The sequence below is a fragment of the uncultured Tateyamaria sp. genome (genome assembly GCF_947487805.1).
Classification (GTDB): domain Bacteria; phylum Pseudomonadota; class Alphaproteobacteria; order Rhodobacterales; family Rhodobacteraceae; genus Tateyamaria.
On the sequence record NZ_CANKXW010000003.1, the window covers coordinates 205,292 to 219,998 of the forward strand.

At 66.6% G+C, this 14,707-nt stretch carries 16 protein-coding genes; 9 read left to right on the plus strand and 7 right to left on the minus strand.

What is annotated here, in order from left to right; translation table 11 throughout:
* Positions 1–38 precede the first annotated feature (38 nt).
* Together mnmD and Q0949_RS10375 are read left to right on the plus strand one after the other, a co-directional pair.
* The gene (mnmD, locus tag Q0949_RS10370; protein ID WP_299371338.1) at positions 39–701 is read left to right on the plus strand and encodes a tRNA (5-methylaminomethyl-2-thiouridine)(34)-methyltransferase MnmD; all 663 of its coding nucleotides are present in this window, start codon (positions 39–41) and stop codon (positions 699–701) included.
* Positions 698–1,567, plus strand: coding sequence for a DMT family transporter (locus Q0949_RS10375; RefSeq protein ID WP_299371340.1), 870 nt, complete (start codon positions 698–700; stop codon positions 1,565–1,567). Before mnmD ends, Q0949_RS10375 begins: the two co-directional genes overlap by 4 nt.
* Here the strand turns inward: Q0949_RS10375 and Q0949_RS10380 are convergent.
* A complete protein-coding gene (locus Q0949_RS10380) occupies positions 1,532–3,499 on the minus strand; it encodes a lytic transglycosylase domain-containing protein (RefSeq protein ID WP_299371342.1) in 1,968 nt (655 codons plus the stop codon). The two genes, Q0949_RS10375 and Q0949_RS10380, sit on opposite strands and share 36 nt — an antisense overlap.
* A gap of 136 nt (positions 3,500–3,635) precedes the next feature.
* Between Q0949_RS10380 and dapA the strand changes: the two genes are divergently transcribed.
* The 5 genes from dapA (at position 3,636) to Q0949_RS10405 (ending at position 7,895) form a co-directional block, all read left to right on the plus strand.
* Positions 3,636–4,508, plus strand: coding sequence for a 4-hydroxy-tetrahydrodipicolinate synthase (gene dapA, locus Q0949_RS10385; protein WP_299371344.1), 873 nt, complete (start codon positions 3,636–3,638; stop codon positions 4,506–4,508).
* A gap of 28 nt (positions 4,509–4,536) precedes the next feature.
* Positions 4,537–5,472: a CorA family divalent cation transporter gene (locus Q0949_RS10390; RefSeq protein ID WP_299371346.1), complete on the plus strand. Its 936-nt coding sequence runs from the start codon at positions 4,537–4,539 to the stop codon at positions 5,470–5,472.
* A 52-nt stretch (positions 5,473–5,524) separates the two neighbouring features.
* Complete coding sequence (locus Q0949_RS10395; protein ID WP_299371348.1) at positions 5,525–6,094, plus strand: RNA polymerase sigma factor; 570 nt, start codon at positions 5,525–5,527, stop codon at positions 6,092–6,094.
* A complete protein-coding gene (locus Q0949_RS10400) occupies positions 6,091–6,858 on the plus strand; it encodes a hypothetical protein (RefSeq protein WP_299371350.1) in 768 nt (255 codons plus the stop codon). Before Q0949_RS10395 ends, Q0949_RS10400 begins: the two co-directional genes overlap by 4 nt.
* A 131-nt stretch (positions 6,859–6,989) precedes the next feature.
* Positions 6,990–7,895 carry a LysR family transcriptional regulator gene (locus Q0949_RS10405; protein ID WP_299371352.1) on the plus strand — a complete coding sequence of 302 codons (906 nt, stop codon included), beginning with the start codon at positions 6,990–6,992 and terminating at the stop codon, positions 7,893–7,895.
* A gap of 104 nt (positions 7,896–7,999) precedes the next feature.
* Here Q0949_RS10405 and Q0949_RS10410 read toward each other — a convergent pair whose 3' ends face one another.
* Genes Q0949_RS10410 through Q0949_RS10425 form a run of 4 tightly spaced genes read right to left on the minus strand, consistent with a single transcriptional unit; the run spans position 8,000 to position 10,956 of the window.
* Positions 8,000–8,938: an OmpA family protein gene (locus tag Q0949_RS10410; protein ID WP_299371354.1), complete on the minus strand. Its 939-nt coding sequence runs from the start codon at positions 8,936–8,938 to the stop codon at positions 8,000–8,002.
* A gap of 4 nt (positions 8,939–8,942) precedes the next feature.
* Positions 8,943–9,509 (minus strand): peroxidase-related enzyme, encoded by a 567-nt coding sequence (locus Q0949_RS10415; RefSeq protein WP_299371356.1) that lies wholly within the window; start codon positions 9,507–9,509, stop codon positions 8,943–8,945.
* A gap of 11 nt (positions 9,510–9,520) precedes the next feature.
* Positions 9,521–10,237, minus strand: a complete 717-nt coding sequence (locus Q0949_RS10420; protein ID WP_299371358.1) for a GNAT family N-acetyltransferase — start codon at positions 10,235–10,237, stop codon at positions 9,521–9,523.
* Positions 10,234–10,956 carry a molybdopterin-binding protein gene (locus Q0949_RS10425; protein WP_299371359.1) on the minus strand — a complete coding sequence of 241 codons (723 nt, stop codon included), beginning with the start codon at positions 10,954–10,956 and terminating at the stop codon, positions 10,234–10,236. Before Q0949_RS10425 ends, Q0949_RS10420 begins: the two co-directional genes overlap by 4 nt.
* 48 nt (positions 10,957–11,004) lie before the next feature.
* Between Q0949_RS10425 and sfsA the strand changes: the two genes are divergently transcribed.
* Positions 11,005–11,715 carry a DNA/RNA nuclease SfsA gene (gene sfsA, locus Q0949_RS10430; protein WP_299371362.1) on the plus strand — a complete coding sequence of 237 codons (711 nt, stop codon included), beginning with the start codon at positions 11,005–11,007 and terminating at the stop codon, positions 11,713–11,715.
* A 48-nt stretch (positions 11,716–11,763) separates the two neighbouring features.
* A complete protein-coding gene (gene map / locus Q0949_RS10435; RefSeq protein WP_299371365.1) occupies positions 11,764–12,585 on the plus strand; it encodes a type I methionyl aminopeptidase in 822 nt (273 codons plus the stop codon).
* Positions 12,586–12,590: 5 nt separating this feature from the next.
* On the opposite strand, the gene Q0949_RS10440 is transcribed toward map, so the two are convergent.
* Together Q0949_RS10440 and Q0949_RS10445 are read right to left on the minus strand one after the other, a co-directional pair.
* Positions 12,591–13,505 carry a metal ABC transporter permease gene (locus Q0949_RS10440; protein WP_299371368.1) on the minus strand — a complete coding sequence of 305 codons (915 nt, stop codon included), beginning with the start codon at positions 13,503–13,505 and terminating at the stop codon, positions 12,591–12,593.
* Positions 13,502–14,704: a metal ABC transporter permease gene (locus Q0949_RS10445; RefSeq protein ID WP_299371370.1), complete on the minus strand. Its 1,203-nt coding sequence runs from the start codon at positions 14,702–14,704 to the stop codon at positions 13,502–13,504. The genes Q0949_RS10440 and Q0949_RS10445 overlap by 4 nt, the downstream gene beginning before the upstream one ends.
* Between the last annotated feature and the right edge of the window lie 3 nt (positions 14,705–14,707).

Genomic DNA, 14,707 nt, shown 5'->3' on the forward strand with positions numbered 1-14,707 from the left:
GTCCCAAGGTCGCCGCGACCCTCTTACTAGGACCACCCATGCAGGACCAGCACGCAGAGCTTGAATGGCGCGACAGTGGCGTGCCGGTGTCCACGCGGTTTGACGACCCGTATTTCAGCCTCGACAATGGGCTGGCCGAGACGCGGCATGTGTTTCTGGACGGCAATGACCTGCCCGCGCGGTTTCGGGACGGGTTCCATATTGCGGAGCTTGGCTTTGGCACGGGCCTCAATTTCCTGACGGCGTGGGCCGCGTGGCGGGATGCGGGCGTAGCGGGGCGGTTTCGTTTCACGAGTTTCGAGGCCTATCCGATGGAGCCGGACGCGATGGCCCGCGCGCTTGCCGCCTTTCCCGAGGTGGCAGGGCTGGCCGCCCCTTTTCTGGCAGCGGGTGGCGGGTCGGCCACATTTGACGACGCAGAATTGACGGTGATCCACGGTGATGCGCGTGAGGCCCTGCCGGGTTGGCCGGGTCGCGCCGATGCGTGGTTTCTGGACGGGTTTTCGCCTGCGAAAAACCCTGAATTGTGGGGCGCGGACCTGATGGGGCAGGTTGCGGCGCACACTGTCCCCGCGGGGACAGCGGCCACCTACACGGCCGCGGGGTTCGTGCGCCGGGGCCTTGAGGACGCCGGGTTCACCGTCACGCGCGGGCCGGGCTTTGGTCGCAAGCGGCACATGACGCGGGCGGTTTTGGGATGAGCCAGGGCAACAACACGCGGCTGGGCATTGCGCTGATGATCGCGGTGTCGGTTGTCTTTGCCAGTCAGGACGGGATTTCGCGGCATCTGGCGGGGGAATACAACGTCTTTATGGTGGTGATGATCCGGTACTGGTTCTTTGCGGCCTTTGTCATCACGATTGCGGGGCGCAAGGCGGGCGGGCTGCGGGCGGCGGCGCGCACAAGCCAGCCGGTTGTGCAGGGGCTGCGCGGGCTGCTGCTGGCCGCCGAGATCTGTGTCATGGTCACCGCCTTCACCATTCTGGGGCTGGTAGAGAGCCACGCGGTCTTTGCCGCCTATCCGCTGCTGGTGGCCGCGCTGTCGGGGCCGATCCTGGGCGAGCATGTGGGCTGGCGACGCTGGGCGGCGATTGGTGTGGGGTTCGTGGGCGTTCTGTTCATCCTGAAGCCCGGTCTGGGCGTGTTCGACCCGGCGGCGGTGATCCCGCTGGCCTCGGCGGTGATGTTCGCGGTCTATGGCCTGCTGACGCGCTATGTCGCGCGGGATGACAGCACGGCGACCTCGTTCTTTTGGACGGGCACGGTGGGCGCGGTCGCGATGACCTGCGTGGGCGTATGGTTTTGGGAGCCGATGAGTGCGGGCGATTGGTTGTGGATGGGCGCGCTGTGCCTGACGGGGGCGTCGGGGCACTGGCTGCTTATTCGCACCTACGAGGTGGCGGAGGCGAGCGCGGTGCAGCCGTTTGCCTATTTCCAGATGGTGTTTGCCGCCCTTGTGGGCCTCGCCGTCTTTGGCGAGGTGTTGGAGATCAACGTGGTGATCGGCGCGCTGATCATCGTGGGCGCAGGGCTATTCACCCTGTGGCGCGAACGGCAGCAGGGTTGAGCCGCCCAGTTCCTGCGAAAACGGCACCGGCAGCGCATCGCCGCCCAGCCGGGCGCGGTAGATGGGCAGGCTTTCGGTGACGCGCATCACATAGTTGCGGGTTTCGCGGAAGGGGATGAATTCGATCCAGTCGACCAGCGCATCCTCGCCCTGCCCGCGCGGATCGCCATAGAGGTCCATCCAGCGGATCGGGCGGCTGGGGCCTGCGTTATAGGCCGCGGACATCATCACCACGTTGCCGTCGAACCGCCCCGCCAGCTGGCTGAGGAACTCGGACCCCAGTTCGGCATTGTAGACAGGATCGGAGGTGAGCCGCGCGGTGCTGTGTTCGGCGCTGCGGCCAAGGTCACCGGCCACCTCGGCGGCGGTGGCGGGCATGATCTGCATCAGCCCGCGCGCGCCGACGCCCGATTGTACGACCGGGTCAAATTCGCTTTCGCGTCGGGCGATGGCCAGCGACATTTCGGGCGCCATGGGCAGGTCGGCCTGCGCCAGCGGGTGGAGCGCATAATAGGGCGCGTGCAGGGTGATGCCGCGCTGTGCCACGCGTTTGCCGATCATCACGGCCAAATGCGGCTGGCCCGCGTCGATGGCGGCCTGCCCCAGCTGACCCGCGGTGTCGCGGTCGAGGTCTTCGGCGAGGTGGGTCCAGAACCGTTCGGCGAGGCTCAGCTCGCCCGAGGCTTGCAGCAGCAGGCCCGCCTCGAAGAGGTCGCGCCGCGCAAGGTCGGAGGTGCGCCAATCCTCGAATGTCTCGGCCCCGTCCAGGTCGGGATCGACAGGCAGCCCGCCGCGTTCAGCGGCGAGCAGCCCGTAGAATGTCGTCTGGAACTGCGCCCCGTCGGCATAGGAGGCCTGCGCGGCGTCTGGCTGACCCGCCGCCTCGTGCGCGCGCCCGATCCAGTAGCCCGCCCGCCCACGCGAGATTGGCGAGGCGATGGCGGCGCGGTGGTTCTGGAAATGCTCAAGCGCCAGTTCGGGGTCATCCAGTTGCCGCAGGGCAATGAACCCGGCCAGCCATTCGAGGTCGGCGTAATGCGACCCTTCGGTCAGGAAATGCCGTGCAGCCAGTTGATAGGCCAGGGCCGGGTCGCCGTCGCGCATCTCGTCCCGCGCCATGGCGCGGCGGCGGTTGGACCATGCGCCGGGCTGGCCCAGCGCCTCGATCGAACGCGACCTTTCGCGCAGCAGCGCCTTGGCATCGGCCCAGCGCCCCTTGCGGATGCGCCATTCGAACCGGTCGTGGGCCAGACCGGGATCCTGCGCCAGCGCGGCCGGCACCGCATCGATGCGGGCGTCAACGGCGTCCGACAGGGACTGGAGTGCCAGCCGCGCACGGGCCAGTGCCGCCGGACCCTCGGGCACCAGCGGCAGCATCCGTGCGGCATCCGCGCCCGCGCGGTCCCACAGCATCGCCTCAAGGCGCGCGGCATGGTGCGGCGCGATCAGATCGGCGTGGCGCGACAGGAACAGATCATGGGTGCCCGCCGACATACGCATCGATCGCCATGCCAGCACTAGCGTCGCCTCGGCGTCACCCGCATTGCCTTGCGCGATTTGCGCGGCGGCATAGTCCAGCGCGCCCTGCGCCGTTTGCGGGCCCTGTTCGGCATAGAAGGCCAGCACCGCCGCGGACCCGGCCTCGGCCACTGCCGGTTCGGATTTGCGGCGCATCAGTGCAAGGCCAGGCCAGTCGGGGCGCCGGTCGATGAAATCCGTCACCTCGGCATAGGTCCCGCGCCCGGCGCGCAGGCGTTGCCATTCGATGACATCCGCCGCCACCGGCCCGTCGCGCGCCGCCAGCCGGGCCGCCGTGGCCCAGTCCCCGCCGCGCAGCGCATCCATCGCCCAGCCCAAGGGGCGGGGCCGTTCGGCCAAAGAGGCCACAGCAGTCAGAAAAAGCACCACGAGGGCGAGGGCAATCCGGCTCATCTCTTGCAATTCCTTGTCCTGCGGGGCTAGAGCCTCTGAGCATATGGCCGTCCTGTGACGTTTCAACTCACGATCAGGAAATATGCCATTTCATCCCAGGCCCTCTGCCTGCCACACGTAAAAAAGGAGCGTGAGAATGTTTAAAGGTTCTATGCCTGCCCTCGTCACGCCGTTTCGTAACGGCGCTTTGGATCTGGAATGCCTCAAGAAGCTGGTCGAGTGGCATATTGGTGAAGGCACAAACGGATTTGTGCCCGTCGGCACCACCGGCGAAAGCCCGACCCTGACCCATGAAGAGCACGAGACCGTGATCGAAACCGTGGTCAAGGCGACCGCGGGCCGGGTGCCGGTGATTGCGGGCGCGGGGTCGAACAACACGGTCGAGGCGATCCGTTTCGTGCAGTTCGCCGAACGTGTGGGCGCCGATGCCGCGCTGGTCGTCACACCCTATTACAACAAGCCCACACAGAGGGGCCTGATCGCGCATTTCACCGCGCTGCATGATTGTGCCGATATCCCGATCATCATCTACAACATCCCCGGCCGGTCCGTGATCGACATGACGCCCGACACGATGGGCGCGCTGGCGGCCCTGCCCCGGATCGTGGGTGTCAAGGACGCAACGGGTGATCTGGCGCGTGTCTGCGATCAGCGTATGGCCTGCGGGCCGGACTTTATCCAGCTGTCGGGCGAGGACGCCACGGCCCACGGGTTCAACGCCCAGGGCGGCGTCGGCTGTATCTCGGTCACGGCGAATGTGGTGCCCAAGCTGCTGGCGCAGATGCAGGCCGCGTGCCTTGCGGGCGATTATGCCACCGCGCTCGAGATCCAGGACAAGGTGATGCCGCTGCACAAGGCGATTTTCATGGAGCCCGGTCTGGTAGGCGCGAAATACGCGATGTCGCGTCTGGGCCTGTGTTCGGACGAAGTGCGCCTGCCGCTGACCAGCCTTTCGGACGAGACCAAGGCCAAGGTCGACGCGGCACTGGTCCATGCGGGCGTTGCCTAGGCCGCATGCCTGCGGATAGCGTCGGGACATGACGCTTTGTGCCTTTGATATCACCGACGCCTCTGCCGCCCCGGCGGCAGATGGCCCCCTGCCCTTGGCAGGGTATCGGTGGACCCATTTCGATCTGACCGATGCGGACCTGCCTGCGTTTCTGGCAGCACATGTGCCCGAGATCCCGGCCGCCGCGCTGACCGCGCCGGAGACGCGCCCGCGCTGTGACCGGTTTGGCGACGGGCTGATCCTGAACCTGCGGGGTGTGAACCTGAACGCGGACGGGCCGCTGGACCAGATGGTGGCCGTGCGCCTGTGGGTCACGGCGGACCGGGTTGTGTCCGTGCGCATGCGAAGGGTGTTCGCGCTGGATGCGCTGCGGCAGGAGGCCGAGACCGGTCACGCCCCCGCCACGCCGATGGCCTTTGTTACTGCGCTGGCCGGGCGGCTGATGGGCCGGGTGCAGGACAGTGTCTTTGATCTGAGCGCGCGCATCGATGCGATGGAGGACAGCGTACAGGACGATGACGCGCCGCTGCCTGCCGATCTGGCCGAGGAGCGGCGCATGGCGATCCGGCTGCGCCGTTACCTCGCCCCGCAGCGCGATGCGCTGGTGGCGCTGGTGGGCACGGACAGCCCGCTGATGACGCAGACCCAGCGCGACCTGCTGCGCGAGCAGGCGAACCTTGCCAAGCTGGCGGTCGAAGAGCTGGAGGCGTTGATTGCCCGCATGACGGCGGTGCAGGACCACCACACCGCGCAGGCGGCGCTGAAACAGGGGCACAACGGGTATGTGCTGTCGATCGTGGCCGCGGTGTTCCTGCCGCTGGGATTTGTCACCGGCCTTTTTGGCGTGAATGTGGGCGGGATGCCGGGCCTCGACAGCCCTTGGGCCTTTGCCGCGCTGAGTGCGGGCCTTGTTGCCCTGACGGTGGCGGCGGTCGCGGTGATGCGTTGGCTGAAGTGGATCTGACGCCCACTGTCACATAGTTGACGAATTATTTCATTGTGAGGGTGCTGCGTTCGTGTTCCTTTTGCCGCAGCGCGACGACAATTGCAGGACCAATCCCATCCCAGCCTCCAGACACCAATCGATCCGTATCGTGCGCGAGGGCCTGCCAGAGGTGTACCCGCGCCTGTGGCGATACGCGATGTCGCTGACCGGGCGCAGGGATTGGGCAGATGATCTGATCCAGACCACCTGTGTGCGCGCACTGGACAAGGCCGAACAGTTCGAGCCCGGCACCCATCTGGACCGCTGGATGTTCCGCATGGCCCAGCGCATCTGGCTGAACGAGTTGCGGTCGCGCAAGGTGCGCACCGGTGGCGGGCTGGTGCCGGTCGAGGAGATCGACATCGCGGACAAATCTCCTGACACGGAAGTGAATATTTTTGCACGTGAAGTGTTGAACAAGGTGAACTCCCTGCCGGAGGCGCAGCGTCAGGCCGTTGTGCTCGTCTATGTCGAGGGGTTCAGTTACAAGGAAGCCGCCGAGGTCATGGAGATCCCGATCGGCACGGTGATGAGCCGTCTTGCAGCCGCACGCAAACGGCTGAATACGGAGATGGCCGAGATGCAGGCAAGGGTGACATGACGGACGCGCGCCAGTTCACAGACGAAGATCTGACCGCCTTTCTGGATGGAGAGGCGGACGACGCGCTGCATGCCGCGATTGAGGCCGCGTTGGAAACAGACGCCGCACTGGCCGAACGGATGGCGGCGCTGGATTTGCCGCTGGCCCCGATAGTCGAGGCCTATGACGCCCTGCTGGCCACGGCACCTGCGATGCCGGCATTCGAGATGGATGCGCCCGCCCCCCCGCGCCCGCGCGGGTTGTGGGCCAAGGGGGCGGCCCTCTTTGGCTCTGGTCTGGCCGCGGGTCTGGCGGTGGCGGTGTTCACCGGATTTGGCACGCCCGAGCCGCAGCAGCGCGGCTGGGTGTCCTTTGTCGCCAGCTATCAGGCGCTTTACACGACGGCCACGCTGGACGGTGCCACGCCCTCGCCGCAGGAGGCGGAGGTGCAGCTAGCGCGGGTGTCGGACGCGCTGGGCTTGGATCTGCGCGGGTTGCCGGTGGCGCAGAGTTTGACGTTCAAACGCGCGCAGGTGCTGGGGTTCAACGGCAAGCCGCTGGTCCAGATCGCCTATCTGCGCGACGACGGGACGCCGGTGGCGCTGTGCATCATTGCGGCCGGTCCGGAGGGCAAACCGCTGAGCATGGGGGCCGCCGAGGGGCTGGACATCGCGCGGTGGAACACGCCGGGTTTCGGGTTCCTGCTGATTGGCGGGGACGACGCGGCCCCGCTGGCGGACGAGGCCGAAACCTTCCGCGACTGGAGCCGTGACACCGCCGCCTGAGCGGCACGGGGTCGTTTCCATGCCATGAACGATCCCATCAATCACCCCAGTATTATCCCACCCCTGCCCTGATTGTGCCGTGTTTGAGGTCGATACCTGATCCTCGAACCGCATGATTGAAAGGGACGGGCATGGACCGCCTCACTGAAATGGAAGCATTTGCCACGGTCGTGGACCAAGGTGGCTTTACCGACGCCGCAAAGAAGATGGGCATTTCCAAGTCCGCCGTGTCCAAACACGTGTCGTCGCTGGAGGCCCGTCTGGGCGCACGGCTGCTGAACCGCACCACCCGTCGGGTCAGCCCGACCGAGATTGGTCTGGCCTATTACGACCGTGCCCGCCGCGTTCTGAATGATGCGGGCGAAGCGGATTCGCTTGTCACCTCGATGCAATCGGCGCCCTCGGGCCTCTTGCGTATCTCGGTTGCGACGGATTTTGGCGTCAACCACCTGTCGCCGCGCCTGTCGGAATTCCTCGCCGATTTCCCGGACATCACGGTCAACATGGTGCTGAACAACCGCTATGTTGAGTTGATTTCCGAAGGGTTCGACATGGCCGTGCGCATCGGAGAGCTGGAAGACAGCACCCTGCGGGCCCGCAAGCTGACCGAAACCACCAAGCGGATGATCGCGAGCCCCGCCTATTTCGAAAAATACGGCCGCCCCGAAAAGATCGACGATCTGAACGAGCACAAGCTGCTGCACTATTCCAACCAGTCGTCTGGCAATGTCTGGAAACTGACCGCGCCCTCGGGTGAAAAGCGTCAGGTCCGCACCGCCGGCTGGCTGAGCGTGAATGACGGGCAATCCCTGCTCAATGCCGCGATCTCGGGTCTGGGCATCGCCTATCTGCCGAGCTTTCTATACTCGGATGCCATGGAACAGGGTTTGGTCGAGGATGCGATCCCCGAGCTGCCCATGGAGACCCAAGGCATCTACGCCGTGTACCCGCCGGGTCGGTTCACCCAGCCCAAGGTCCGCGCGTTCATTGATTTCCTGGTCCATGCCTTCGCCGAAAAGGGCCCGGCGGACTGGTAACACTCTCCCAACCAACCTCCCCTCGGTTGACCTGCCCCGATGCCTTGCGCATCGGGGTTTTTCTTTGCCGAGGGTCGACATGGCAATGCAGGGCCTATCGCCCGTCAGTTCGGGTCGTTTTCGCGCACGACGATCACTTCGACCCGACGGTTGGCCTCGCGGCCCTCGGGGGTCAGGTTGGTCGCCACGGGGGACAGATATCCCATGCCCTCGGCCTCGATCCGGTCGGGGTTTGCGCCATATTGCGTGATCAGCGCGTCGCGCACTGCCTGCGCACGGGCGCGCGAGACAGATATGTTGGCCTCTAGCGCGCCCACCGTATCCGTGTGACCCACCAGCGCGATTTGCAGGCCCGGCCGCGTTTCCAGTAGGGCTGCCAAGGCGGCCAGTTCCGGCGTGTCGGGGTCGGCCAGGGCCGTGGTGCCCACGGCGAAATCGAGGCTGTCCAGTACCACCGATCCCGATTGAAGCAGTTGCGCAGTCAGATCGGCCTTGGTCACCGGATCCACGGGCAATGGTGCCGCCGGTGCGGGTGCGGGCGCCTCGACATCTTCACCCACCTGCACGATCTGGAGGTAGGCCGCCCCGGCCGCCGTGCTGCCGATCACCGAGACGGCGGTGCCGGTGTCGGGGTGCAGGGCACTGATCACGTGAAAGGCGCGGATGTTGACGAACATGTTGGGCGCGGGCAGCACCTCTGTTGAAAAGCGGAAGTCGAACCCGCCGCAGTGCACATCGGCGCAATCCAGGAGCACGTCATAGCCTGCCGCCGCCAGTTGGTCGCGCAAGGGGGCCACGATTTGCAGCGGCGTCAGCCCCCCGGTCGAGATGCGGTAGGCGCGGCGCTGTACCGGGCCTTCGATGATGCGGGTGGGTAGGGCCCCGTCGGCAAAGGGACCGACGGGCAGCGACACCTGTTCCAGCGCGCTGTCGCGGGCGGCGGTTTCACGTGCGTTGGGCGGCAGGGAGAATTGCAGCGCCGCCACCGGGCCGCAGATCACGGCCAAGAGCAGCGCCGCGCAGTTCCGTGCCGTGCGCCCCACGATGCTAGCGGGCCTGCGCGTGGTATTCGGGGTTGGGCACCATGCCGGTCGCGCTGGCCACCCGGTTGGACATGTTGAAGAACGCGGCCACGTTGATCAGGTCCCAGATGTCGCGGTCGCTGATGCCCTGGTCGCGCAGCGCCTGCCTGTCGGCCTCCTCGATCTGGGCGGAGGCCAGCGTCACCCGTTCGGCAAAGGCCAGCATCGCGCGTTGGCGCGGGGTGACGTCAGCGACGCGCCAGTTCATGACCAGCGCCTCACCCAGTGCGGGATCACCGGACAGTTGCCGCACCGCCGCCCCGTGCGCTGTCAGGCAGTAGTGGCAGCGGTTCGTGGCGCTGACCACGACGGCGACCATCTCGCGTTCCAGTTTGGTCAGGCCGCTGTCGGCGAGCATCAGGTCGTTGTAGAGGCCGGTGAAGGCGTTCAGCTTGTCGATGTCAAAAGCGTGCGCCTTGAGGACGTTGGGCACCATGCCAAGCCGGTCCTGACAGATGTCGAAATATTTCTGCGTCTGTGCGGGCAGTGGGTCGACCATGGGCAGATCGAGGGCGGTGGGCTGGTCTGTCATGGCGGTGTCGGTCACGTCTGTTGCGGCTGTGCCCGGTAATGATAGCCGCCAATGGGCTGAAAACCCAAGCCTTGGTAGAGCGCATTTGCCGCGACATTGTTCGCCGTCGTCAGAAGGGCGATGGAATGTGCGCCGTTTTCGTGCGCCCAGACTGCGGCGCGGCGCATGATCCATTGGGCGACGCCCTGCCTGCGCTGGTGGGCCAGCACCTCGACCGCGTGGACCATGGCGATGCCGTCGTGCAGGGCCACGAACCCCACCCCTGCGGGCTTTTCGTTCCAGCGGGCGAGGATGGCGGTCTTTGTTTCCGCGCGGGCCATGGTGGCCAGCCGCGCGGGGCCGATGCCGCCCTTGGCCCAGATTTCTTCCATGATGGCGAGCGGTTCCCAGATGGCAAAGGCGGTCACGCGGGGGATCGGGATATTGGTGAGGGTTTCGACCGGCGCGATATAGCCGTTGGTCGGGTCCACGATGTCATAGCCACGCGCGGCCAGCGCCTGATCCAGCGCGTCCTCGCCCGGTTTGACCATAAAGAGAGGCGGTTGCCCGTGGTCGCGCATGGCGGTTTCGGCCGTCTGGATATCCGCGCCGGGTGCGTTCGCGGTGGCCGCCGATACACGTTTGCCGCCGCCCTCACCGATACGCAGGGTCCAATCGGCCAGCGTGATGCGCCGCGCGGCAGGCCATGTGCCGTCAAGTGCGGCGTAGAAGGCCGCAGGCATCGTCATGCGGGAAAGTGGGCGTTCAGCGCGGCCACGCAGGTGTCGACCATGGCAGCATCCGTGCCGCGGATCACGACATTGGCGCCGTATTTGCCGTCTTTCTGGAACGGGTAGGACCCGATGCTGAGGTCTGGATACGCGCCGGCCAGTTCGCCCAAGGGCCCCGCGATGTCGCCCTCGCCCCGGTCGATGCGGACGGTGCGCGACACCAGCGGGTCGCCCCCGGTGAGCGTCGGCAGGACGCTGGCCACCATCGCCTGAAACACCGACGGCACCCCCGCCATCACGTGCACGTTGCCCATGGTAAAGCCCGGCGCGGTGGACACGGGGTTGTCGATCAGGGTCGCGCCGTCGGGGATGCGGGCCATGCGCAGGCGGGCCGCGTTCAGCTCCAGCCCGGATTTGGCGTAATGCGCCTCGAGCAGGGCGCGGGCATCGGCGCGCACGTCGATTGGCGCGTCAAAGGCCGCGGCAATGCAGTCGGCGGTGATGTCATCATGGGTGGGGCCGATGCCGCCGGAGGTGAACACCGTATCATAGGCCGCCGACAGCGCCCGCACCGCGGCCACAATGGCGGGTTGGTCATCGCTGACGACCCGGACTTCGCGCAGGTCGATCCCGGCTTCGGTCAGTTGGCCTGCAAGATAGTGCATATTGGCGTCGCGGGTGCGGCCTGACAGGATCTCGTCTCCGATGACGAGCATGGCGGCGGTGGGGTTGGGCATTGCGGGCCTCCTTGTGTGCAGGGCCTGCCACGGTATAGGGCTGCGCCCATGCGCTTTCAAACCGAACTTGTCCCCGCCACGCTGATCCGCCGCTATAAACGGTTTCTGGCCGACTGCACGCTGGCGGACGGGCGCGAGGTGGTGGCGCATTGCGCGAACCCAGGTTCGATGATGGGGCTGGCCGAGCCGGGTATGCGCATCTGGCTGGAGCCGAACGACGACCCCAAGAAGAAACTGAAATTCGGCTGGCGGCTGGTGGAGCATGGCGGGGGCCATTTTACCGGTGTCGACACATCCGTGCCCAACCGCGCCCTGCGCGCGGCGTTCGAGGCCGGGGTGGTGCCGGGATTTGACGGCTACACCACTGTGCGCCCCGAGCAGAAATACGGCGAAAACAGCCGGATCGATTTCCTGTTGCAGGGGGACGGGTTGCCCGATGCCTATGTGGAGGTCAAATCCGTGACTTTGTCGCGCACGCCGGGGCTGGCCGAATTTCCCGACAGTGTGACCGCACGCGGGGCCAAGCATCTGGGGGAACTGGCGCGCGTGGCGCAGGCCGGGCACTGGGCCGTGATGCTGTATCTGGTGCAGCGCACGGATTGCGACCGCTTTGCGCTCGCGGCCGATATCGACCCTGCCTATGCTGCGGCCTATGCGCACGCGTCTGGCGCGGGGGTGGAAACCCTGTGCCTTGGCACCCATATTTCGCCTGATGGAGTGACTGTGGCCGCGCCCATTCCGGTCAACACACAGGCTTGACTGGTCCTTTTCGCCGCAGTGCAGTATAGTGTCGGACGCATTTTGCTGATGGAGCAGACCTTGAACCACGAAACCCGCGGCCGCCTGACCAAGGATGGCATTCGCATTTATGACGACGCCGACTTTGCCGGTATGCACGCCGCTGGACGCCTCGCCGCCGAGATCCTCGACGCGATGGCACCGCTGGTGTTTCCCGGCCAGACCACTGGCGCCATCGACCGCCGCATCACCGAAATGGTCGAAGAGGCCGGGGCCACGTCTGCCACCATCGGCTACAAGGGCTACAAGCACGCCAGCTGCATCAGTGTGAACCACGTGGTGTGTCACGGTATTCCCGGCGACAAGGTCCTGAAGGACGGCGACATCCTGAACATCGACGTGACGGTGATTGTGGACGGCTGGTTCGGCGACACAAGCCGGATGTATGTGGCGGGCAAGCTGCCGCGCAAGGCCGAGCGGCTGATCGAGATCACCCATGACGCGCTGATGCTGGGCATCGAGGCGGTCAAGCCGGGCAACACCTTTGGTGACATCGGCCACGCCATTCAGGGCTATGTCGAGAGCCACCGCATGTCCGTCGTCCGGGACTTCTGCGGCCACGGGCTGGGCCGGGTGTTTCACGCGCCGCCCAACGTGCTCCACTATGGCCGTCCGGGCACCGGCGCGGTGCTGGAGCCGGGCATGTTCTTTACCATCGAACCGATGGTGAACCTGGGCCGTCCCGAGACCAAGACGCTGGCTGATGACTGGACGGCTGTGACCCGCGACAAGTCGCTGTCGGCACAGTTCGAACATTCGGTCGGTGTGACCGAGGATGGGGCCGAGATCTTTACCCTGTCCCCTGCGGGCAAGTTCCACCCGACATACTAGGCGCGTCACTGCACCGCTTTGCGGTGCGGTCCGGCGATGGCGGCAAGGGCGAGGATCAGGCCCGACACGGTGGCGATCATGCCCGCCGCGCTGACCGAGGCGGAGGCCCCGACCCAGAGCGGGCCATAGCCTGCGAGCACGTAACCGACGATGGCCGACAGCGCGGCAAAGCCCGCCGACCACGCGACCTGTCGGCCCAGCCTGTTGGTCATCATCCGCGCCGCCGCCGCCGGGCAGATGAACATCGCAATCACGATGATCGACCCCACCGCGTCAAAGGCTGCGACAGCCGCGATCGCCGACACCACCACCAGTGCAAGCCCCAGTGGCCCGGTGCGCAGGCCCATGCCGCGCGCGAACCCTTCGTCAAAGGTGGACATCGCGAGGGGGCGCCAGAACACGAAGAGGAACAGCGCCACCACCAGCAGGGCCAGCGCCATACGGGGCAGTTCCACAGGCAGGCCCGCCAGTGCCGCCGGGTCCAGCAGTGAGGCCCAGCCGGTGGCATCCAGCCAGATCAGGCTTTCCAGATTGCCAAAGAGCGCGTGTTCGACGTCGAGATGCACGTTCGAGGTGTCCGACCGTTCCAGCAGCAGCACACCGGCGGCAAACATCGCGGTGAACACGACCCCCATGGCGGCACCGGATTCGATCCGGCCCAGACGGCGTATGACGTCGATGACCACTACTGCCGCGATGGCCGCCCCGGCGGCACCAATCAGCATCGGGCCGGTGGCCACGGCGCCGGTCACCAGAAACGCCACCACGATGCCCGGCAGGACAACGTGGCTGATCGCGTCACCGATCAGCGCCTGACGCCGCAGCAGCAGGAAGTTCCCCGGCAGCGCGCAGGCCACGGCGACGCAGATCCCGATCAGGATCGGCGGCAGCGACAAAGCGACGAATTCGGCCCCCATCATGCCACCACCTGTGGTGCGTCGATGCGGGCGTCCACCGCGCGCAGTTGGTCCTGGGTCAGCACGTCTTCGATCGGGGTGAGGCCGTCATAGCGGGAGGCGGCCACGGCAAAGCTTTGGTCGCGGCGCACGATGGACCAGCGGGTTTCATCCAGCAGCGCCTTGGCCGCGGCGGCCTGCCCTTCGGCGGTGGCGACCCCGTCGGGCAGGATCAGGCCGGCGCGGTGCAAAAGGCGGCGGGTGAGCGCCTCGAATATCGGTTGGCCCTGGGCCAGCGCCAAAAGGCCCTGCCGCATGTGCACGCGCCGTTGGTAGCGCCGGTGCATCAGCACGGAGGCCAGCACCCCGCGTCCGGGCGAAAAGAGGAGCGACGCGAGAAACAGGCCAAAGCCTACCAGCACGATGATCGGCCCCGTGGGCAGGGCCGGCGCCACCGCCGACAGCGCCGCACCGACATAGCCCGACACCCCACCAACCGCGCCCGCGATCCACACCACGCGGTCGGCCCGTTCGGTCCAGAACCGCGCTGTAACCGCCGGGACAATCAGAAGGGCCACGATCAGGATCAGGCCCACCACCTTGAGGCCCACGACCGTGACCACCAGCACCACACCCATCATCGCCAGATCGACGCGCGCCAGCGACCAGCCCGTCGCCTGCGCGTATCCGGGGTCAAAGGCCGCCAGCGTCAACGGCCTGCGCAAGAGCACGACCAGCGCCAGCACCAGCGCCGCCGAGGCCGCCAGCAGGATCGCATCCCCGCGCAGCATTCCCGCGGTGGACCCCAGAAGGAACCCTTCGAGGCCCGCCTGCCGCCCGGTGTTCATGGTCTGGATCACGGTGAGGATGACGACGCCGAGGCCAAAGAAGACCGACAGCACCGCCCCGATGGCCGCATCCTCGCCCAGCCGGGTCCGTGCGGTCAGCCACTGTACGCACAAAAGGCCCAGCGCCGCCGACAGCGCAGCACCCAACAGCAGCCCCGGCAGCGCGCGCCCGTCACCGCCCAGCGCCACCATCACCACAAAGGCCAGCCCCACCCCCGGCAGGGTCGCGTGGCTGATCGCGTCGCTGACAAGCGCGCGTTTGCGCAGAAAGAGGAAGGTGCCCGCGACCCCCGCCGCCATGCCCAGCAGGGCGGCGCCAAGGGTGACCAGCGTGGCGTTGTAGCCCAGCTGCAACAGCAGCGCGTCGGCCCACATGGC